A 20,164-nucleotide genomic window follows, 5' to 3' on the forward strand; every position below is an offset into this window, starting at 1 on the left:
GAAGGGAGCTGGAGCGGAGAGACGAAGACGGCGCCGCACAGGCAAGGCCGGGCAGACCCGGGCAGCGCCGGCACAGGCAGGCAGAGCCGGGCAGGCAGGGCCAGGCAGAGCCGAGCCGGGCCAGGCAGAGCCAGGCCGCAGACCAACCAACAAACCGAAGAAGTGGCAAGCGCCTCAAGCGCATCCACACCGACGGTGAGGCCCCGAAGGGAGCTAGAGCGGAGAGACGAAGACGGCGCCGCACAGGCAAGGCCGGGCAGACCCGGGCAGAGCCAGGCAGAGCCGGGCGGGCAGGGCCAGGCAGAGCCGAGCCGGGCCAGGCAGAGCCAGGCCGCAGACCAACCAACAAACCGAAGAAGTGGCAAGCGCCTCAAGCGCATCCACACCGACGGTGAGGCCCCGAAGGGAGCTGGAGCGGAGAGACGAAGACGGCGCCGCACAGGCAAGGCCGGGCAGACCCGGGCAGCGCCGGCACAGGCAGGCAGAGCCAGGCCGGACCGGCCGGCAGAGCGGGCAGGGCCAGGCCAGGCCGGGCAGGCCAGGCCGGGCAGGGCGGCAGGCCCGGCAACCGCGGGCACACGCAACAGGACGTGCTCCCAGCCGACTTCACCCCGCCGCCCACGGTGACCTCACGCGAAAAGGGGACGCAGGTCCGTGGCCCGCAAATGAGCGCGCATCCCAGAGTGAGGAACGCTTCGTGGATGACCACATGCCGGGCGATCAAGTTCCCCGGCTCGCGGTACGCACCCACGGGCACGCGAAAAACCAGAGGCGAAGGCCTGCGACGGTCCCGGTGCCGTAAGAACGGCCACGGTCCCGCAAAAGAGGCACGCCCTCCTGCCGACGCACATGGCAGCTGACCGGTCGAGCCTCACCCTGTGGACCAGCCGCTCGACGTCGTCCCTGCGGATATAGCGGTCGTCCCTGCGGATATAGCGCGTTCGTCCCAGCGGACCCAGCGGACCGCATCGAAGCCGGCGGACCCGCCGCCGATCCCCCCGGCGTAGGCGGCGGGCCCGCCGGGGCCGCGCCGGACGGACTGCCGGGACTGCGGAGCGCAGGCCCCGGGCCCCCGGCCCCGGGCCACGGCGTCCAGGGCCGGTGCGCGCGATGACGCGTTACAGCGCAGGCATGCGCACAAGCCCCGCCTCCACCGCGGTCAGTCCGCGGCCTCCAGCCTCCGCAAGCGCTCCACGTCACACGTCCGCGGACACGTCGAACACGCCTGCGCGGCGTCGAGGGTGTAGTACATGCAGCAGCCGAGACGCGTGCGGGTCAGGTGCCGCCGCCCGTCGCGACCTGCCAGCCGGCGGAAGTCCGCGCCGCCAGGGAAGGGCGGGATCGCCGTCGGGAGCAGCTCGGTCGCCGCCTGGACCGCTCGGTCTTCCTGCCCCAGCACGCGGCCGAGATACCAGACCCCGGAGACCAGATCGTCGGCAGCCATGCCCCACAACGCCCTTGACCTGCGCCGCGCATGCGGCCCGACCGCCGTCAGCAAGGGCCCTACATGCTCGGCGACGCTGGCACGCAGTTCCGCGCGCAGCGCCTCTTCGTGAGCCACCACCCGGACGCCGGGCAACCCGGCCGCCGGGTCGTCGGGAAGGCAGGCGAAGTCGGACCCAGGGACGATCTCGAACGCGGCCGCCGCGACATCGACGCGGACGTCCTGCGGGGCGATACGCGGCACGCGCCGTTCCAGGTACCAGGCGCCGCTCATCAGCAGACTGACGGACCAGAGGTAGTCATGCAAAGCACGGGAGGCGGCAACGTCCCTACGGGGCACATGCCTGTGACGCTCCTCGATACGGCCGGCCTCGGCGTCGATGAAAGCGTCCAGCGCCTTCTCGCTCCGCGTCAGTTCGGCCCCGTCGAGGAGCGCTTGGGATGCCTCGGAAGCGATCCGCACGTTCAGCGCTTCGCATGAGGCCACGAGGTCGAGGTACGTGCGGGCGAGCGTGGACGCCGCGGTCACGGCAGGGCCGGCTGTCGCGGCACCTGTGGCCATGGTCATCGGCAGTCCTTCATGGAGCGGCAAGCTCGGGTGTCACAAATGAAAGGCAAGCCTTACCTTAGTCGGATTCCCTCCCCGGTGATCAAGGGGGGTCGATTTCCGTGAGGCGTACGGAAGTTGATAACTTAGGGTCACCTAACTTCGGCTGCCGCGCCGAGGACGAAGGCCGGTCGGTGCCTGCGCCGCCGCCGGCCTCTCCCCACGCCGCCGTCCCCACGTCCTCGACTCGGAAGGGGCCACCGCCCATGCGGTTGTACCTGCTCGCACTGAACCCCACCGACTCGGTCACCGAAGGCTTCCTCCCCGCCGCCGCCCGGCTCGGCATCGACGTCACCGTGCTCACCGATCAGCCCCGGAGCCACCGCCGCACGTATCCGGACATCGAGGTCCTGGAGTGCGACGTACGCGACTTCCGCGCGGTCATCACCCGGCTCGCGACCCACCACACACCCGACGCGGTCTTCACCAACAGCGACCACCTGCAGACCCAGGCCGCCCTCGCCGCCGACTACTTCGGGCTCCCCGCCAAGCCCTGGCAGGCCGCGTTGCGCACCAAGGACAAGGCGCACATGCGCCGCCACCTCGCCGCGGCAGGGGCCGACACGGTGTGGTCGACCGAGTTGGCCGCCGGCCAGGACCCGGCCCAACTCACCGGCCTCGATGTGCCGTTCCCGTGCGTCGTCAAGCCCCGCGAGGGCGTGGCCAGCGAGGACGTGGTGCTCGCCGAGGGCCCCGAGGATCTCCTGCTGCGCTGCAAGGAGATCCAGGAGCGGCGCCCGGAGGCGGCGCTGGTCGTCGAGGAGTACCTGCCCGGTGAGCTGTACACCCTCGAAACCCTCGGCGACGGCCGCGTACGCCACGTCCTGGGCGGCTTCCACACCGAGCTGTCCGCCCCTCCGTACTTCATCGAGGAGCGGATGACCTTCGTGACCGCTCACCCCGAGCCGGTCGTGGGGCAGGTCCTCGCCCAGCTCGACGCGCTCGGCGTCGGCTTCGGCGCGTGCCACACCGAGTTCGTGGTGCACGAGGGCCGTGCCCGCATCATCGAGGTCAACTACCGTGCCGTCGGAGACCAGTGCGATCTGCTGCTGGCCCAACTGCTGGACATCCCGCTCTTCGAGCACATACTCCGTACGCACCTGGGCGAGCCGCTGCCCGCCGACCTGGGCGCCCGTACCGACGTGGCAGCCCGGCTCGATTGCCCGTGCGCCGACAGGGCAGGCACGCTGACATCGGCCCCGGCGGCCGCCGAACTCGTCGTGGACGGTGTCAGCCTGACGTACCGGCCGATTCGCCAGGTCGGCGAGCGGCACGATCTGTACCACACGAACCGCGACTATCTCGGCGTGCTCCGGGCCACCGGCACCGATCAGGAAACCATCGACCGTGTCGCGGACGACTTCCTGGCCGCTCAGCGCTGGGAGATCACCCCATGACGGCGATCACCACGGCCGTCGACCCGGCCCGCTGGGACCTGCTGCTGCGCGTGCTCGGTGCGCTGCTGCGCGAGGACGTCGTGGGCCTGCGGACCCGTTCCACGCCGGTGGAGCGGGAGGACGGCCTCTGGCTGCGGCTGGCCCACGACGCGGACGGCGACGCGCTGCTGCTCCCTGTCGTCGAGGACGGCTTCCAGAGCACGTACACCGCACGACTGCCGCTGCTCGTACGGGAGTCGGACGGTCGCGAGCTGACCTCCCACGACGATGTGCTGGACGCTCTGAGCGCTCTCGCGCGCCCCGCCGACCGGGCGGGCTTCGACGCGTTCGCCGCGGAGTGCCGCCAGACCCTCACCACGATGCGGCTGCACGCCCGCACCCGCGAGGAGGTCGCCGGTCGGCTCACCGACCGCTACGGAGCCGACCCCGCCCACTGGACGGGCCTTGCCGGCGGCCTCGCCCACGACACGCTCGCCGCCCGCCACGATCACCCGGTCTACCCCACCGCGCGAGGACGCTCAGGACTGGGCGAGGAGCAGTTGCGCGCCTACGGCCCCGAGTTCCACCCCCGCTTCGCGCTGCGCTGGATCGCCGTGCCGCGTGAGGTCCTCACCGTGCCCGGGGGTCCCGCCCGGCTTCCCGACCGGTGGCCCACGCCCGCGATCCTCGGCCTGCCGGAGCTCTTCCACAGCCATGTCGCTCTCCCCGTCCACCCGCTCACCGCTGGCGCGCCCCTGCGCGAGGCGCTGAGGGCGACGGGCCTCGAGGACCGTGCCGTGCTCGCCGACCACGCGTATCTGGAGGTGGTACCGACTCTGTCGATGCGTACGGTGGCGCTCGCCGCCGACCCCACCCTCCACGTCAAGCTGCCGCTCGCCACCGCCACACTGGGCCTGCGCAACCGCCGCACCATCAAGCCGGGCACGCTCGTCGACGGGGCCGCCGGCCAGCGCCTGCTGGAAACGGTGATCACCCGCGAGCCCCGCTTCCGTGACACGGTCCTGCACGCCGACGAGACGGTGTACGCCCATGCCGGACACGAAGTCCTCGCCGTGCTCGTGCGCCGCTACCCCGCCGGACTCGACGACGCCGTCGTCACGCCCATGGCCGCTCTGCTGAGCGAGGCGCCCGGTGGCGGAATGGTGATCGACCACCTCGCCGACCGCTTCTACGGCGGCGACCCGCTCGCGCTGCTCGACGCCTGCCTCACCCTGCTCTTCGACTGGCAGACCGCGCTCCTCGGCTACGGCATCGCGCTGGAGTCGCACCAGCAGAACATCTCCCTGGTACTGGACCGGGACGGGGAAAGCCGCACCCGTTTGCGGCTGCTGCTGAAGGACAACGACGGACCGCGTATCAACACCGCCCGCATGCGCGAGACCCTCGGCGCCGACGCGCCGAACCCGTCCGACTTCGACGACGCCCGGATCTTCGGCGAGGACGACAGGCCGGTCACCGACCTGTTCACCACCATCACCCTCCACCTGTGCGCGGGGGCCTACGCCTTCGGTCTCGCGCGGCACGGCCGCGCCCCGCTGGAGTCGCTGCTGGACCTCGTACGCGACCGGCTCACCGAGGCCGTCGACCGGCTCGGCACCCGGGCGGGCGAGCCCGGCGCGATCCTGCGCGCCGCCGTGCTCGACGGTCATGAGCTCCCGGTCAAGGCGATGGTCACGGCGGGCACGCTGCTCACCAAGGAGCGTTCGGGCGCCGCCGACATCAACAAGCACTACACCACCGGACCCAACTACCTTCTGCCGGCGGCGAAGGCGCGGTGAGCACACTCCAGGGGTCCGGCCGACGACGGCGAACACCGCCGCCCTCGGGTTCACCGAGCGGTCGCCGCAGGCGCGGGGGCGGGGGCGGGCAACCGCCTCTTCGGCCGCACCGCGCCGGTGTCGACCGGCGTCGCCGTGGCCGCCGTGTCGGCGTCACCGTTCCGTCCCTGCACCTCTGCTCTCTCCGGATCCGCTGGAGTCGTCGATGTCCCTGACCGATGCGATCGGTACCACCCCGGTTTCCGCCGCCCCCAGCGGACTTCCCACCGCGGACGCCGCCGTGGCCCACACCCTCCTCAACTGCCTGCTGAGAGAGCTGCCCGGCTCCGGACAGCAGACCGCCGTCACCGACGGCCACCTGCTGCTGCGCCTCCCCCGCCGCGGCGTGCTGCTGCGCGTCGCCCTGCGGCGTACGTCGCTGCTGGGCGCGCACCGCTTCACCGGGTCGGTGCGGGAGCAGCACGACGGGGACTGGGTGGAGATCGACTGGCGGCGCCTCGCCGAGTACGCGCGGGACGAGCTGTCGTCGCGCACGGGCGTGCGCAACGAGGAGTTCCTGGACCAGATCACCTCCAGCCACCAGGCGATCAAGGCCGCTCTCGACGTACGCGCCGCACGGGCCCGGCCGGACGGCACGGTCGCGGGCAGGCTCGCCACCTATCTGGCCTCCGAGCAGTCCCTGCTGTTCGGCCACCGCTTCCACCCCACGCCGAAGGCCCGCACCGGCGACCCCGCCTCCTGGCTGTCGTACGCGCCCGAGACCGGGTCCTCCTTCCCGCTCCGCCACCTCGCGGTGCGCGAGCATCTGATGGCGCAGGAGACCGCCGGGTGCGGCTCCGCCGATGTGCTCGACCGGCTGCGTTCCGACGTCCCGGCCGGCTACCGGCTGCTGCCCGCCCACCCGTGGCAGTACGAGATGTTGAGCGGACACCCCGGGCTGCTTGCGGCCGTCGAGCGGGGCGACATCCTCGACCTGGGCCGGGCCGGGAAGCCGTTCGCCGCCACCGCATCCGTACGCACCCTGTACGACGGTGACACGTTCCTGAAGTTCAGCCTGAACGTCCGTATCACCAACTGCCTGCGTAAGAACGCCAGTTACGAGCTGTCCGGCGCGGTGGCCATGACCCGGTTGCTGGAGCCGGTCCTGAGCTCCATGGCCACGCGCTTCCCCGGCAGCGCCGTGCTCCGCGAGCCCGCCTACCGAAGCGTGCTGCTGCCAGGGCCCGACGGTGCTCCGGACCGCGCCCTGCTCGAAGGCTTCGGCGTGATCGTCCGCGAGGGCCTGGCCGCGAGGTTGCTGCCCGGCACGACCCCGCTGCTCGCGGCGGCCGTCGCCGACGAGTACCCGACCGGTCCCGGCCACATCTCCCGGCTCCTCGACGGAGCAGGGCCCCGGACCGCCTTGGACTGGTGGTCGGCGTACCTGAAGCTGCTCGTGCCACCCGTGCTGGCCGCCTACTTCGACCACGGCCTGGTCCTCGAGCCGCACCTGCAGAACGTCCTCGTCTGCGTCGACGACGAGGGCATGCCCGCCCAAGTCCTCTTCCGAGATCTGGAGGGCACCAAGCTCGTCCGCGAGCGCCACGCCGACGCCCTCGGCGCGCTGCCCGCGGAGGTCGCCGGCCCGATGACGTACGACGCGCAGCGCGGCTGGGACCGGGTCGTCTACTGCCTGGTGGTCAACCACGTCGCCGACATGCTCGCCGCGGTCGCCGACCTGCATCCGCGGACCGAGCGCGCCCTGTGGGCCGAGGTCCGGGCCACCCTCCAGGCGTACGCCGACCGGTACGGCTGCCCGCCACGGCTCGCCGCCCTCCTCGCGGGGGTGCCGCTGCCCGCCAAAGCCAATTTGCTGGCCCGCTGGGAACGCAAGGCCGACCGCGAGGCCGGTTACGTCCGTCTGCCTTCCCCGCTGGCCGAAGAGGTCCGTCACCCATGGAGCGATGCCCGATGACCGTCCTCACCCCCGCGGTGCGTGACCACGTCCTGTCCCTGCCCGCCGACGAGCTCCCGGCGTACGTCTACGACCTGGCGGCGCTGCGCGAGCACGCAGCCGCCGTACGGGCAGCCCTGCCGGAGCGCGTCGAGCTGTACTACGCCGCGAAGGCCAATCCGGAGCCGGAGATCCTGGCCGCGCTCGGCCGGTACGTCGACGGCTACGAGGTCTCCTCGGGCGGGGAGCTCGCCCACGTCCGCAAGGCGGTACCGGGCCGCCCGCTGGCTTTCGGCGGCCCGGGCAAGACGCCGGCGGAGATCGCCTCGGCGCTGGAGCTGGGTGTGGAACGCTTCCACGTCGAGAGCGTGCACGAGCTTCACGTGCTGGCGGAGCTGGCCCGGCGGGCGGATGCGAAGGCCGGGCTCCTGCTCCGCGTCAACCTCGCCGTGTCCGACGACTCGCTGGTGGACAGCTCGCTGGCGATGGGTGGGCGGCCCACCCCGTTCGGCCTCGATCCGACCGATGCCGACGCCGTCGTGCGCCTGCTCACCGACGGCACGTACCCGCACCTGGAGCTGCGCGGCGTCCACGCCCACCTGGCCAGCGGCCTCCGCGCCCCCGAACAGCTGGCGGTCGCCGGATCCATCGTGACGTGGGCGACCGGCCTGGCCGCCCGCCACCGCGTCCGCCTGGCCGAGGTGAACGTCGGTGGCGGCATGACCGTCGACTACGCGGCGCCTGGCCTGCGCTTCGACTGGGCGGCGTACGGCGCCGGGCTCAGCCGCCTCACGGCCGCCCACCCCGATCTCACCCTGCGCATCGAGCCGGGCCGCGCCATGGCCGCGTACTGCGGTTGGTACGCCACAGAGGTGCTGGACGTGAAGCACAGCCACGGCGAGGAGTTCGCCGTGGTCCGCGGCGGCACGCACCACCTGCGCACCCCGGCGACCAAGGGCCACGACCAGCCCTGCTCGATCCTCCCGGTGGACACGTGGCCGCACCCCTGGCCCCGTCCGGCTGCCCAGCAGGACCGGGTCACGCTGACCGGCCAGCTGTGCACCCCCAAGGATCTCCTGGCCCGTGGCGTCCCGGCGCCTCGGCTGCGGGCCGGCGACCGGGTGGCGTTCGCCCTGGCGGGTGCCTACGCGTGGAACATCTCGCACCACGACTTCCTCATGCACCCCCGTCCCGGCTTCCACTTCCTCGCTCGAGGGGGGCCCGGCCCTCACGCTCCGACGGCCGGGTGAAGTCGTCTCACCCGACGACCACGTCCGCCCACCAGGTGTTTCCGTCGGCACGCTCCCGCACGCCGTGCTTGGCCGACAGTGCCATGACGATTCCGATGCCTCGGCCGTGCTCGTCGGGGTCGAGCCCGGAATCCGGCCGGTCGGCCGGAGCCGCGGGTCCCGCATCCGTCACCTCGATGCGTACGGCCCGGAGAGCGTCCACCAGGACCTGCGAGACCCGAAGCGTCGCCGGAGGCATGGCGTGGGCGATCGCATTGGTGAGCAGCTCCGAGGCCAGCAGAACCACGTCCTCGGCGACGTCCGCGGACAGGGACCAGTCGGCGAGGACCGCGCGCACGCGCCGGCGCATGACCGCGGCTGCCTCTGGGGCGTGTGGCAGGGGGAAGACGTGCGTGACGTCCTCGGGAAGCTCTGCGCCGAGCTGCGCCACTGTCATGGCCCGTCCTCCTCCGGGTGCGCTGCCGGCCGGTGGCCGGGCGTGATGAAACGCTAAGGAGGGAGAAACGGTCGGTCAATGAACGACGGTCGGCATTACCGAACGGAAGTCCTCGGTCGAAGACCCGGACTACGATCGTTCTATGGTCGGCCCGGTCCAGTCCATAGAACGGGCGGCGGCGATCCTGCGTCTGCTCGCCACCGGTCCCCGCAGGCTTGGACTGGGCGAGGTGGCGTCGTCGCTCGGACTGGCCAAAGGCACCGCTCATGGCATTCTGCGCACCCTCCAGCACGTGGACTTCGTGGAGCAGGACGCCGCCACCGGGAAGTACCAGCTCGGAGCGGCCCTGCTCCATCTCGGTACCAGCTACCTCGACGTCAACGAGTTGCGGTCGCGCTCCCTCAACTGGGCCGACGCCCTGGCCGCCCGCAGTGGGGAGGCCGTCCGCCTGGGCACACCCCTGGAGGGGAAGGTGCTCATCGTCCACCACGTCTTCCGGCCGGACGACACCCTCCAGACCCTGGACGTGGGTGCGCTGCTGCCGCTTCACGCGTCCTCGCTCGGCAAGGTCCTGCTGGCCTTCGGGGCCGCGCCCGTCGAGCCGCTGCTGAAGGGTGGACTGGAGGCCTACACCCGGCACACCCTGGCGCTCCCCGAGGATCTCAACCGCGCGCTCGGCGAGATCCGAGAGCTCGGCTGGGGCTCCGAGGTGCAGGAGATGAGCATGGGTGACGCCGGGATCGCCACGCCGATCAGGGGGCACGGCGGCCTCGTGGTGGGCGCGCTGGGCGTATCCGGCCCGGTCGAGCGGATCTGCGACACAGGAGGCCGGCCCCGACCGGCCCTGATCACCTTGCTCAGGGAGGCCGCACGGGCGATCTCCAGAGACCTGGGCGCGGCGCGCTGGTAGGCACCCGCTGCTCCGCGACACATCGGAAGGCAGGCCCGATCATGGTGGCACGGTATGTGATGTCCATCGACCAGGGCACCACCTCCACTCGGTGCATCCTGTTCGACCACCGCGGGGGGCTGGTGTCGGTCGCCCAGCGAGAGCATCGCCAGTATTTTCCTCAACCCGGGTGGGTCGAACACGATGCTGTGGAGATCTGGCGCAACCTGCAGCGCGTGGTGCCGGAGGCACTGTCCCACGCTGGCGTGGACGCCGGACAGATCGCCGCCATCGGGATCGCGAACCAGCGGGAGACGACCGTGCTCTGGGACCGGCGGACCGGTGTGCCGCTGGGGAAGGCGATCGTCTGGCAGGACACCCGCACCGCTCCGCTTGTCGACGATCTGAGGAACCGGCCCGGGGACGAGTTCTTCCTCGAACGCTGCTGCCTGCCGCCCTCGACCTACTTCTCCGCGCCCCGGATCCGCTGGTTGTTCGATCACATCGACGGGCTGGAGCAGCGTGCCAGGGACGGCGACGTGCTGTTCGGCACGATGGAGAGCTGGCTGATCTGGAACCTCACCGGCGGCAGGGACGGCGGCCTGCACATCACCGACGCCACCAACGCCAGCCGCACCATGCTCATCGACATGCGCACGCTGACCTGGGACGGCGAGCTCATGGAGTTCTTCGGGGTTCCGCGCCGGATGCTGCCGGAGATCCGGCCTTCCTCCGGGTTCTACGGCGAGGCCCGCTCCGTGCTCCCGGGGGTACGGATCACGGCCGCCCTCGGCGATCAGCAGGCGGCCTTGTTCGGGCAGACCTGTTTCTCGCCCGGCGAGGCGAAGTGCACCTACGGGACCGGCAGTTTCCTGCTGATGAACACCGGCTCCGACGTCGTCCGGTCCCGGCACGGGCTCCTCACCACCGTGGCGTACAAGATCGCGGAGCAGCCCGCGATCTACGCCCTGGAGGGGCCGATCGCCGTCACCGGCTCGCTGGTCCAGTGGTTCCGCGACCGACTGGGTCTGATCAACACCGCGCCTGAGATCGAGACCCTGGCACTCACCGTCGAGGACAACGGCGGCTGCTACATCGTCCCCGCGTTCTCCGGTCTGTTCGCGCCCCATTGGAGAAGCGACGCCCGCGGCGTCATCGTCGGCCTCACCTCGTACATCACGAAGGGCCACTTGGCCCGGGCCGTCCTGGAAGCCACCGGCTGGCAGACGCGGGAGGTCGTCGACGCCATGAACGCCGATTCCGCGCTCGCCCTGAAGCAGCTCAAGGTGGACGGGGGCATGACCTCCGACAACCTGCTCATGCAGTTCCTCGCCGACGTGCTCGACGTTCCCGTGGTACGCCCCCTGGTGGCGGAGACGGTGTCGCTCGGCGCTGCCTACGCCGCCGGTCTCGCGGTCGGCTACTGGTCGGACATGGAGGTACTGCGCCGTAACTGGCACCGGGCCGCCGAGTGGCTGCCTGTCATGGATTCCGAACGGCGGGAGCGCGAATACGAGTCCTGGCAACGAGCCGTCGAGCGGTCCCTGGGGTGGATCCAGCCGCCGAGGCGGTCATGACACCCCCGGGGCCTGCCCTCGAACGACGCACCGTTCTGGTGGGATGAACCTGAAGGGCACTCAGACCGCCTCGTGTTGAACGGCCGCCCGAGGCCGGGCTGTAGCCGCACCACCGGGGACTCTCCGCACCGTGCGACGGCGGCCTGCGTTCGACGGCGACGAGGCGGGACTTCCGTAGCACCGCCGCCGGCCATCCTGCGGGCAGAACGGCCGGTCTGCACCGACCCGGTGACGAGCGGCCAGGCGTATGCGGCAGGATGAGCTCTCAACGCCCGATGTCGTACACACGTCCGGCGGGATCAATGCATCCTGGATTCGAGCAGGTACAAGTGACGAACAATCAAATCCGGCCGGTGGGCGGACTGCCGCGTCCTTCGGGAGGCGAGCGATGAACCGAGACCTCACCGTCGGCGACGTGATCGTGGCCGGGGTCGCCCTGGCCGCAGGCCTGTTGGTCGCGCTCCTTCTCCGCATGCTGCTGCTGTGGTTGGGCAAGCACGCGACGAGAACGCGCTGGAGCGGGGACGACGTCATCGTCCATGCGATGCGCGCGCTGGTGCCGTGGGCGGCGATAGCCGGGGGCGCTGCGGCTGCGGCTGAGGTGCTGCCGCTGACCACGACGGTCCAGCGGCACGTCAACCAGTCCCTGACCGTGCTGCTCATCCTCGTCACGACGATCACGGCGGCCCGAGTGATCACCGGCCTGTTGCGTACGGTCACGCAATCCCGCCCCGGCGTCGCCGGATCGGCCACCATCTTCGTCAACATCACGCGCGTCGTTGTCCTCGCCATCGGCTGCCTGGTGGTGCTGCAGACCCTCGGCATCTCGATAGCCCCACTCCTCACCGCCCTGGGCGTGGGCGGTCTCGCGGTCGCCTTGGCCCTCCAGGACACTCTCGCCAACCTCTTCGCGGGCATCCACATCCTCGCCTCGAAGACGGTCCAGCAAGGCGACTACATCAAGCTGAGCAGCGGCGAAGAGGGATACGTCGTCGACATCAACTGGCGCCAGACGACGATCCGTGAGCTCTCCAACAATCTGGTCATCATCCCCAACGGCCGACTCGCCGGCTCGAACATGACCAACTACAACCGCCCCGAGCAGCAGATGACCCTGCTCGTACAGGTGGGCGTCGGCTACGACAGCGACCTGGACCACGTCGAGCGGGTGACCAATGAGGTCGTCGTGGAGGTGATGACCGAGATCACCGGTGCCGTCCCCGACCACGAGCCCGCCGTGCGTTTCCATACCTTCGGCGACTCCCGCATCGGCATGACCGTCATCCTGGGGGTCGGTGAGTTCAGCGACCAGTACCGGATCAAGCACGAGTTCATCAAGCGTCTGCACAAGCGGTACCTGGCGGAAGGCATCCGCATTCCGGCGCCCGCGCGGACGGTCGCGCTCCAACACGGCCCGGTCACCATTCCCCATCAGCGGGACGCGGCCCCCGAGATCGCCCTCCAGCCTCTCCGGCCGGCCACCGGGCCGGGAGACGAAGACGCTGTCCCATTGGCGGGTCGAGCACCCTAGGACCTGTCTGATCATTGATCTCGTGGACCACCGGCCCCGCCCCGGACTTCCCTTTCCCGGGGCGCCTTGGACCGGTGCTCCTCTAGAGTCGGCAGCATGACGCAGGCACCGGCCCAGCACCGCGGCACGCGGTCCCGTGACGCGATTCTCGACACGGCCGGCGACCTGATGTCGCGGCACGGCTACGCCGCCACGTCCATCTCGATGATCTCCGCCGCGTGCGGCCTGCCGGTCAGTTCCCTCTACTGGCACTTCGGCAGCAAGGAGGGGATCTACGTCGCGGTGCTGCAGCGTGCCAGGACCGCTCTGCTGGCAGCCCTGCCCCCCGCCGAGGTGCCGGGCGCCGACGTCGCGCAGCGTCTGGACACCTTCCTCGACGAGGTCGAGGACGCGTTCCAGCGCCATCCGCACGGGCTGAAGCTGCTCCTCGGTCTCGGCATGGTGCAGCAGGACGCCAGTGCGGCGGCCGTGGCCGAGGTGCACCACTACAGGGACGCGCTGCTGTCCTGGGCCACGGACTCTGTGAGCGCCGTCTTCGGCCTGCGTGAACGTCCGGAGGTGTCGGACGAACTGGCGCGCTTCACGCTCAGGGTGGCGAGCGGAACCGCCGTTGCACGCTGGTTCGAACCGGCCGCCGCGCTGGAGACCGGTCCGCTGCGCGTCGCGTTGCTGGCACTGGCGGCGCACCACGGCGTTCCACCGCACGGCGCACGGCCTGAGGACCCTTCGCGGAGCGTCACGGGCAGGGAATGACCACCCGGTATTTGCCCCCTGGGGACTGCTCAGGCGGTTCATGGGCGCGTTCGATCGTCACCCTGTCCGTCCCGTGGTCGGTGAGCAGGGCGGCCAGCCCCGTCCGCACCGCGTTCCACAGTCGGTCCTGATCGGCTCCTGCCGCCGGCCGGATACGCACCCGGAGGGTCGTGGCAGTCGTCTGCACGATCTGGAACCGGTCGATGTCCGGAATGCTCTCGAGGAGGGTCTCGAAGGCCATGGGCACGATGCGGGTGGTCCCGCCGTCCCGGCGCGGGAAGGACAGCAGGTCGGCGGAGCGACCGCGGACCCTGACCGCGGGCAGCGGGTCTCCGCACGGACACGGGTCCGGACGCGACAGGACGCTGTCGCCCAGGTCGTAGCGCAGGATCGGCTGCGCCCATCGGCCCAGAGCGGTCAGCAGGACGGTGAAGGACTCCTGGCCCGCCGGCACTGGACGGTAGTCGGCGTCGACGGGCTCCAGGATCAGCCAGTCGCTGTGGGTGTGCAGCCACCCGGACCGGCAGCCGTATCCCAGGGCGAGGCTCTCGTTGCAGGCGTAGGTGTTGACGACATGCGCCCCGAAGGCGGAGCCGACGCGCCGGTGCTCACGGTCGCTGAGGCCCTCGGCGACCAGTGACACGACGGCCGGGGCGATGCGCAGACGGCCGGCCAGTTGCTCGCCGGCGAGCAGCGCGATCACGCCGGCGTAGCCGCTCAGGAGCACCGGGCGGTACCGGTTGAGCTGGTCCACCAGTTCGGGCAGCGGACTGTGAACCGACAGAACCCGGCTCCCCCGGGCGTGCAGGCGGCCGGCCGCACGCGAGCGGGCGATGACGGCGTACGCGGCCAGATGGCCGCTGGTGGCGACGACGTGCGCCGCCCGCATCCGGTGCACGAGCATCCGCGCCGTCCGGGAAGGGGTGAGAGTGGTGAGAGTGCGCCGGGCGGCCCGCAGCGACAGGGCCCTGACCACCGCCGCCGCCTGGTCGTCGAGCAGGAAGACACCGCGGTGCCCGGTGGTTCCGGAGGTGGTGGAGACCAGGTACTTACCGAGGAAGGGCTCGCCGACCCGGGCGGGGTCGGCGATGAAGTCCCGTACGCCCTCGAGGGTCGCCTCCGGGTCGGTGACCCAGTCGTCGAAGCGGGCCATCAAGTCCTCCTTGCGTGTCACCGGCAGCAGGGCCGGGTCCTCCACGCGTTCCGGCAGCGTCCGGTACAGCTCGCGGTAGTACGGGGAGCGGGCGCGGGCGAAGTCGACCATGGCGGCCAGGCGCTCCCGCTGTCGGTCCGCCAGGGCGGCCGGCCCCTGCCGGACGGCGCGGCGCCCGTCGCGGACCAACGTGAACGTGGATCTCATCGCGCGGCTCCTCGGCGGGTGCCGGACTGCTGCCGGAAGGCGCAGTGATGGCCGGCGCAGTGATGGTCCGTCACGGAACCCGTGGTGTCGGCGACGTGGTCCGGCGCAGGGGCGTACATGCGGTCCCTGTCGGGGAGGTGGCGCTGCCAGGTGGGGGTGCCGAGCCCCTGGAGTGCCGTAAGTGACAGCGGCAAGGGGGCGGCAGCGAGGACGCGGCTCAGGGAGTGGCGCAGGCCGGTGGATCCCGTCGAAGCGCTCCTGGTACCGGTGCTGGTGGCCATGGTCATGGCGTGTGCTCGTAGGCGCCGATGTCGCAGGCGCCGCCCTGTGGGCGGGCGACACCGCGCTGGTCGGTGGCCGGGCAGTCGGCGGCCGCGTTCAGGGCGGGACTGCCCGGCAGCAGCGCGGCAGTGTCCGTGGGGCCGCCGTTGTCGGCGAGCGGTCCGAGCAGCGGGGTACGGCTCGGCAGATCACCCTGGGCGGTGAGGCGGCAACTGCCGTCGCCGTCGATGTTGTGACCTCGCGACGCGATGGTCGCGAAGGCCTTCTCGCAGTCGGCTGCCCTGCCGTCGACGGTGTTGTCCGCGATGAGGGAGTTGCGCAGGGTCAGACGTCCCAGGGGCAGATCGAGGATGTCAGGGATCGGCCAGGGCAGGCTGTCGAGGTAGGCGGGGGCGATGTTGATCCCACCACCGCCGTCGCTGGAACGGTTGCCGGTGATGGTCGAGTTGAGGATCTCCACCGGTCCCAGGCCGCGGATGTCGATGCCGCCGCCGTAACCGCCGAGACTGCCGGGACGGTCACCGGGGTCCGTGACCCGGTTGTCGGCGATCGTCGAGTTGGTCACGGTGCCGCTGTCGTCGAACCTGATGCCGCCGGCCTCTCCCGCGCTGTTCCGGCTGACGGTGCTGTCGATCAGATCCAGGTGGGAGTCGGGGACGTTGAAGATGCCGCCACCGTAACCGGCGGAGTTCCCGCTCACGGTAACTCGTCGCAGTGTCATGTGCTGTTCGTTGGCGATGCCGCCGCCACCTGTGTCGGTGAAGGGCAGTTCTCGCTGCTTGGCCGATCCTCCGGTGACCGTCAGATCGGACAGTCGGGTGTCGGCCCGCATGCGGAAAACGCGGTCCAGTCGGTCGGCGTCGATGACGGTGCTGCGCGCGCCGGAGCCCTGGATCGTGGTGGGTGCGTCGACGTTCAGGTCGCCCGTGGTCGGGTCGGGATGGTCGCCGATGATCAGCCGGGGGTCGGGCGGGATGGTCAGCCGGTAGCGGCCGGGAGGCAGCGTGATGGTGCTGCCCGGCCGGGCGTTGGCGGCCATTACCGCGGCGCGCAGGCTGCACGCGCCCGACGCGGCGCGGCACCGGCCGTCCGACGGGTCGGCGTCGACCGCGTCGGACGTGGTGTCCACGGTGAACGCCGTCGGCCCGTCGGCGGGGGGCGCGGCGGTGCTGGAAGCGGGAGCGACGATGTTCGCCGCCATGGCGAGGACGACGGCTGCCAGTGCCGCCGCCGAAGCGTTCGAGTTCCTCATCCGGTGAACTCCTTTCGGCAAGGAATCTGGACGTGCGAGGGCTCTGTGCGGGGATTTCACTGCGGGTACCGGGAATTGCGGCTCGTGTCGGGAATTGCGGCTCGTGCCAGGAATGCGGCCGGCGCAGGGGACGGGCGGGATCGCGCCGGATCGGCGAGGCGGCCGGGACCGGAGGACGCCGGACGCGAACGCCCCGCTCTGTAGCGAGCGTTCCATTCAGGAGGTCTCGTGTCTACACGCGCTTCCGGACACAAAACCGGACTGGCGAGAGACGGACGGACCGCCTCATCGCGCCGGATCGCCGCACGACGGTGCTGCCGCTCCTGCGACGTGGCACCAGCCCGACGTCAGCGACCGTTGTCCCGTGAGCGGGACGCAGAGGACCACCCTTGCTGCCGCAGCCGCTCGAACCCGTCCAGGAGGAGATTCAGCGCGAACTCGAACTCGAACTGGTCGTCACATCCCTGACCCACCACGGACCCCGCGTCATGAGCCACCGCACCCGCCAGCTCCGTCACGTACGGGAACTGCCCCGCGTCCTCCTGGGGCGCGGCCGACCCCGGTCGCGGATCAGGGTTGGGCGAAGCGTCGAACAGCTCCTGCGTGATGCCCATCATCCGGCTGCCCAGAGCGTGCATCACATGGTGTGTCAGATCGACGGAGAAACCCCCGGTCCGGAACATCCCGATCACGGAGTCCATGTACGCGAGCACGACCGGTGTCGGGCTGGTTCGCGACTGAAGCACCTGAGCCGCCCAGGGGTGTCCGAGGAAAGCACGTCGCGCCGAGAGGACCCTCCGGCGAACCGCGCCCTGCCAGTCGGCCCCCGGAGCCGGCGGATCGATCTCACTCATGACGACATCGACCATGCCGTCCAGGAGTTGCTCCTTGTTCGCGACGTGCTTGTAGAGGGCCATGGGCACGACGCCCAGCTCCTGCGCGAGCTTGCGCATGCTCAGCGCTTCGATGCCGGTCTCATCGGCGAGCGCGACAGCCGCCCGCAGCACCCGGTCCCTGGTCAGAGGGGTGCGGCGCACCGGCTCCGTCTGCTGAGCCATATCGCGATCAGCCCCCTCGATGATCCGCCGTGTCCCCCACCGTATCCGCACTCCGCTTGACGAGTGTACGGCGTACACCTACCGTGAGGCTTCGGTGTACGCCGTACACCTGAACTTTGGGGGTGGGTCCTGGTGGTACCAGCCAGAAGAACCGCGGTCGCCGCAGGTGCGTTCTTCCTTCTCACGGAGGTCGCCGCGATCGCCGGGCTCGCGCTGTACGGCCCCGTCCTCCAGGACGCGGACTACGTCGTCGGTCATGGCGCGGACACGCGCGTGCTCCTCGGCGCACTGTTCGAGATCGTCCTCGCGACGGCGGTCGTGGGCACGGGAGTCGTGCTGTTCCCGGTCCTCAAGAAGCAGAACGAGGGGGCAGCGCTGGGTTACGTCTGCGCCCGCCTCCTCGAAGCCGCCGTCATCGTCGTGGGCATCATCAGCGTTCTGTCGGTCGTGCAACTGCGGAGGACCTACGAGGGAGCGGCGCAGAGCGATGCCGCCTCGTTCGTCACGGCCGCCAAGACTCTGGTGGCCGTCCACGACTGGACGTTCCTCATGGGGCCCAACGTCATCCTGGGAGCGAACTCGCTGGTCCTCGCATGGTTGCTGTACCGCGCCCGGCTCGTCCCACGGTTCATCGCCGTATTGGGGCTCGTCGGAGGCGCGTTGATCTGCATGTCGGCGACGGCAGTGATGTTCGGGCTGTACGAGCAGCTCTCCGTGGCGGGGTCGGTCGCGGCGATCCCCGTGTTCGCGTGGGAAGTGAGTCTTGCCGTCCGGCTCATCGCCAAGGGGTTCGAACCGGCTGCCCTCCTCGACAGGGCCGGCGGGGGCGAGAGCCGCGTCACCCCGCACCCCGCCACCGGGTGACGCACCGCCACAGACAGGGAGGCCCTCACCCCACCCGCCTCGCCCCTTCTCTCCCAGGACTAACCGACGGACCCGTCGCCGCGGCCGGCCGGACCATGACCCGGATCCGCCGTCGCCCCGCCGCCGGTGGCCACGCCGCCGCTCGGCTTGGGTGCGGCGAACGGCTGCGTGTCCGGTCGGCACACGGTTCCGGCAGGAGGGAGCGTGCCGTCGATGAAGTAGCGGCTCGCGTGCTCGTTGACGCAACTGCTGGGGTTGAGCAGTGCCGTGTGCCCGTACCCGTCGTGGGTGAGCAGGCGGGCGTCGGCCAGCTCCTTGGCCATGGCCTGCGCGCCCCGGTAGGGAGTGGCGGGGTCGTAGGTGGTGCCGACCACAAGGAGAGGGTGCGCCGTCGGCTTGTTCCACGGGCCGCGATAGCGGTTGGCCGCAACGGCCGGCCAGGTGGCACACGGCTCTGCCGCCCAGGTCCAGAAGCGTCCGGCGTCCCCCGCACGGACGGCGGCGGCCTCCTCGAGGGCGTGGTAGACGCCAGGGTCACGCGGATTGGGGCTGTCGGAGCAGAGCACCGCAGCGCCCTGTTCCTCACCCGTGTACGGATTCGGTACCGGTGGCGCGGGCAGGGGTGAGGGGGGTTCCGGCAGGCGGCCCTGCCACAGGTCCTGCAGCCTGCCGGCAAGCTCCGTCCAACCGGGGTGGACGACGTCGAGGCCGCTCACCACGTCGGCGACCGTCCTGCCGTACGTCCATTCACCCACCGGACGCTTCCGGAGGCGCTGCATCAGCTCGTCCCACTTGTTCTTGGTGGCCTGCGGGCTGCCGCCGGAGAAGGCGCAGCGAGCGGTGGTGGTGGAACCGCACAGAGTGAGGAACCGGTCCAGGATTCCGGCCGCGCCGACGTCCGCGCCCATGCGCAGGAATGTGGTGAGCCGGGGCTCCTCGTCGGAGGCACGGTTCGTCCAGGCCTGCGGGTCGATGTTGCTGTCGAGGGCCATGGCGCGGACCTTGCCGGGGAAGAGACCGGCGTAAGTGGCGCCCAGGATCGTGCCGTAGGAGATGCCCAGGTAGGTGAGTTGCGGGTCGCCCACCGCTTGACGGAGCTGGTCGAGGTCGCGAGCGGTGTCGGCGGTCGATACATGGCGCAGGAGCTCGGGGTCACGCTGCTGACAGCGCCGGGCCAGTTCCTTGTACGCGGCGATCCAGGCCGTCCGCTGCTGTTCGCCCACCGGGAGGCCGACCGGTGTGCCCGCACTCCACGCTTCTGCTTCCTCAGGACTCGCGAAGCAGTTCACCGCAGTGCTGTTGCCGACTCCGCGCGGGTCCCAGCTGATGATGTCGAACCGCTCCCGCACCTCGCGCGGGAAGCGCTCGTAATTCTGTGGCATCTGCACCGTTCCCGGCCCGCCGGGACCGCCGGGGTTGAAGAAGAGGGTGCCGATGCGCCGTCCGGGGTCGGTCGCCCGGCGCTTCACGATCGCCAGTTCGACCGTGCGCCGGCCTGGGTTGCGGTAGTCGAGCGGCACCTTGGCGGTGGCGCATTCGAACCGGCCGTCCTCGACGCACGGTCTCCAGTCCAGCTTCGGGGCGGGTACCGAAGGTGTCGGCGTACCGCCGGCCACGGCCAGGTCCGGACCGGTGAGTACCGTCGAGCAGGTCACCACCGCGGCGATGAGCGCGGCGCCACGCCGGCGTCCGGCTACGGGCCCAGATATGTTCATGCGTTGTCCCTTTCACGGCTCAGCGCCCGATGTCACCCA

At 70.9% G+C, this 20,164-nt stretch carries 16 protein-coding genes; 9 read left to right on the plus strand and 7 right to left on the minus strand.

Annotated features, from left to right (window positions below; translation table 11 throughout):
* Nucleotides 1–1,159: 1,159 nt before the first annotated feature.
* Nucleotides 1,160–2,011 (minus strand): (2Fe-2S)-binding protein, encoded by an 852-nt coding sequence (locus AB0K36_RS26595; protein WP_364599118.1) that lies wholly within the window; start codon nucleotides 2,009–2,011, stop codon nucleotides 1,160–1,162.
* Between the two features lie 245 nt (nucleotides 2,012–2,256).
* On the opposite strand from AB0K36_RS26595, the gene AB0K36_RS26600 reads away from it, so the two are divergent.
* The 4 genes from AB0K36_RS26600 (at nucleotide 2,257) to AB0K36_RS26615 (ending at nucleotide 8,408) form a co-directional block, all read left to right on the plus strand.
* Entirely contained in the window at nucleotides 2,257–3,447 is a 1,191-nt protein-coding gene (locus AB0K36_RS26600; RefSeq protein ID WP_364599121.1) for an ATP-grasp domain-containing protein, read from the plus strand.
* Entirely contained in the window at nucleotides 3,444–5,225 is a 1,782-nt protein-coding gene (locus tag AB0K36_RS26605) for an IucA/IucC family protein (protein WP_364599124.1), read from the plus strand. Before AB0K36_RS26600 ends, AB0K36_RS26605 begins: the two co-directional genes overlap by 4 nt.
* Nucleotides 5,226–5,430: 205 nt before the next feature.
* Nucleotides 5,431–7,179: an IucA/IucC family protein gene (locus AB0K36_RS26610; RefSeq protein ID WP_364599127.1), complete on the plus strand. Its 1,749-nt coding sequence runs from the start codon at nucleotides 5,431–5,433 to the stop codon at nucleotides 7,177–7,179.
* Complete coding sequence (locus AB0K36_RS26615) at nucleotides 7,176–8,408, plus strand: type III PLP-dependent enzyme (protein ID WP_364599130.1); 1,233 nt, start codon at nucleotides 7,176–7,178, stop codon at nucleotides 8,406–8,408. The genes AB0K36_RS26610 and AB0K36_RS26615 overlap by 4 nt, the downstream gene beginning before the upstream one ends.
* A 7-nt stretch (nucleotides 8,409–8,415) precedes the next feature.
* Here the strand turns inward: AB0K36_RS26615 and AB0K36_RS26620 are convergent, their stop codons facing one another.
* A complete protein-coding gene (locus tag AB0K36_RS26620) occupies nucleotides 8,416–8,844 on the minus strand; it encodes an ATP-binding protein (RefSeq protein WP_364599133.1) in 429 nt (142 codons plus the stop codon).
* Nucleotides 8,845–8,986: 142 nt separating this feature from the next.
* Between AB0K36_RS26620 and AB0K36_RS26625 the strand changes: the two genes are divergently transcribed.
* The 4 genes from AB0K36_RS26625 to AB0K36_RS26640 all read left to right on the plus strand — a co-directional run bounded on the left by AB0K36_RS26625 (nucleotide 8,987) and on the right by AB0K36_RS26640 (nucleotide 13,594).
* Nucleotides 8,987–9,754 carry an IclR family transcriptional regulator gene (locus AB0K36_RS26625; RefSeq protein WP_364599136.1) on the plus strand — a complete coding sequence of 256 codons (768 nt, stop codon included), beginning with the start codon at nucleotides 8,987–8,989 and terminating at the stop codon, nucleotides 9,752–9,754.
* A 41-nt stretch (nucleotides 9,755–9,795) separates the two neighbouring features.
* Nucleotides 9,796–11,310, plus strand: coding sequence for a glycerol kinase GlpK (gene glpK, locus AB0K36_RS26630; RefSeq protein ID WP_364599139.1), 1,515 nt, complete (start codon nucleotides 9,796–9,798; stop codon nucleotides 11,308–11,310).
* A gap of 388 nt (nucleotides 11,311–11,698) precedes the next feature.
* Nucleotides 11,699–12,841, plus strand: coding sequence for a mechanosensitive ion channel family protein (locus AB0K36_RS26635; protein WP_364599142.1), 1,143 nt, complete (start codon nucleotides 11,699–11,701; stop codon nucleotides 12,839–12,841).
* A 96-nt stretch (nucleotides 12,842–12,937) separates the two neighbouring features.
* Nucleotides 12,938–13,594 carry a TetR/AcrR family transcriptional regulator gene (locus tag AB0K36_RS26640; RefSeq protein WP_364599145.1) on the plus strand — a complete coding sequence of 219 codons (657 nt, stop codon included), beginning with the start codon at nucleotides 12,938–12,940 and terminating at the stop codon, nucleotides 13,592–13,594.
* Here AB0K36_RS26640 and AB0K36_RS26645 read toward each other — a convergent pair.
* From AB0K36_RS26645 to AB0K36_RS26660, 4 genes are all read right to left on the minus strand, one after another.
* Nucleotides 13,578–14,954, minus strand: coding sequence for a phenylacetate--CoA ligase family protein (locus AB0K36_RS26645; RefSeq protein ID WP_364599148.1), 1,377 nt, complete (start codon nucleotides 14,952–14,954; stop codon nucleotides 13,578–13,580). The genes AB0K36_RS26640 and AB0K36_RS26645 overlap by 17 nt on opposite strands.
* Complete coding sequence (locus AB0K36_RS26650; RefSeq protein WP_364599151.1) at nucleotides 14,951–15,235, minus strand: hypothetical protein; 285 nt, start codon at nucleotides 15,233–15,235, stop codon at nucleotides 14,951–14,953. The genes AB0K36_RS26645 and AB0K36_RS26650 overlap by 4 nt, the downstream gene beginning before the upstream one ends.
* 2 nt (nucleotides 15,236–15,237) lie before the next feature.
* The gene (locus AB0K36_RS26655) at nucleotides 15,238–16,488 is read right to left on the minus strand and encodes a choice-of-anchor Q domain-containing protein (protein ID WP_364599154.1); all 1,251 of its coding nucleotides are present in this window, start codon (nucleotides 16,486–16,488) and stop codon (nucleotides 15,238–15,240) included.
* Nucleotides 16,489–16,835: 347 nt separating this feature from the next.
* On the minus strand, nucleotides 16,836–17,546 hold the full coding sequence (locus tag AB0K36_RS26660) for a TetR/AcrR family transcriptional regulator (protein ID WP_364599157.1): 711 nt from the start codon (nucleotides 17,544–17,546) through the stop codon (nucleotides 16,836–16,838).
* A 132-nt stretch (nucleotides 17,547–17,678) separates the two neighbouring features.
* Here AB0K36_RS26660 and AB0K36_RS26665 point away from each other — a divergent pair, with 132 nt between their 5' ends.
* Nucleotides 17,679–18,410 carry a DUF4386 domain-containing protein gene (locus AB0K36_RS26665; protein ID WP_364599160.1) on the plus strand — a complete coding sequence of 244 codons (732 nt, stop codon included), beginning with the start codon at nucleotides 17,679–17,681 and terminating at the stop codon, nucleotides 18,408–18,410.
* Between the two features lie 59 nt (nucleotides 18,411–18,469).
* Here the strand turns inward: AB0K36_RS26665 and AB0K36_RS26670 are convergent, their stop codons facing one another.
* Nucleotides 18,470–20,125, minus strand: coding sequence for an alpha/beta hydrolase (locus AB0K36_RS26670; RefSeq protein WP_364599163.1), 1,656 nt, complete (start codon nucleotides 20,123–20,125; stop codon nucleotides 18,470–18,472).
* Nucleotides 20,126–20,164: the final 39 nt, after the last annotated feature.

This window comes from Streptomyces kurssanovii, assembly GCF_040677245.1.
Classification (GTDB): Bacteria; Actinomycetota; Actinomycetes; order Streptomycetales; family Streptomycetaceae; genus Streptomyces; species Streptomyces kurssanovii.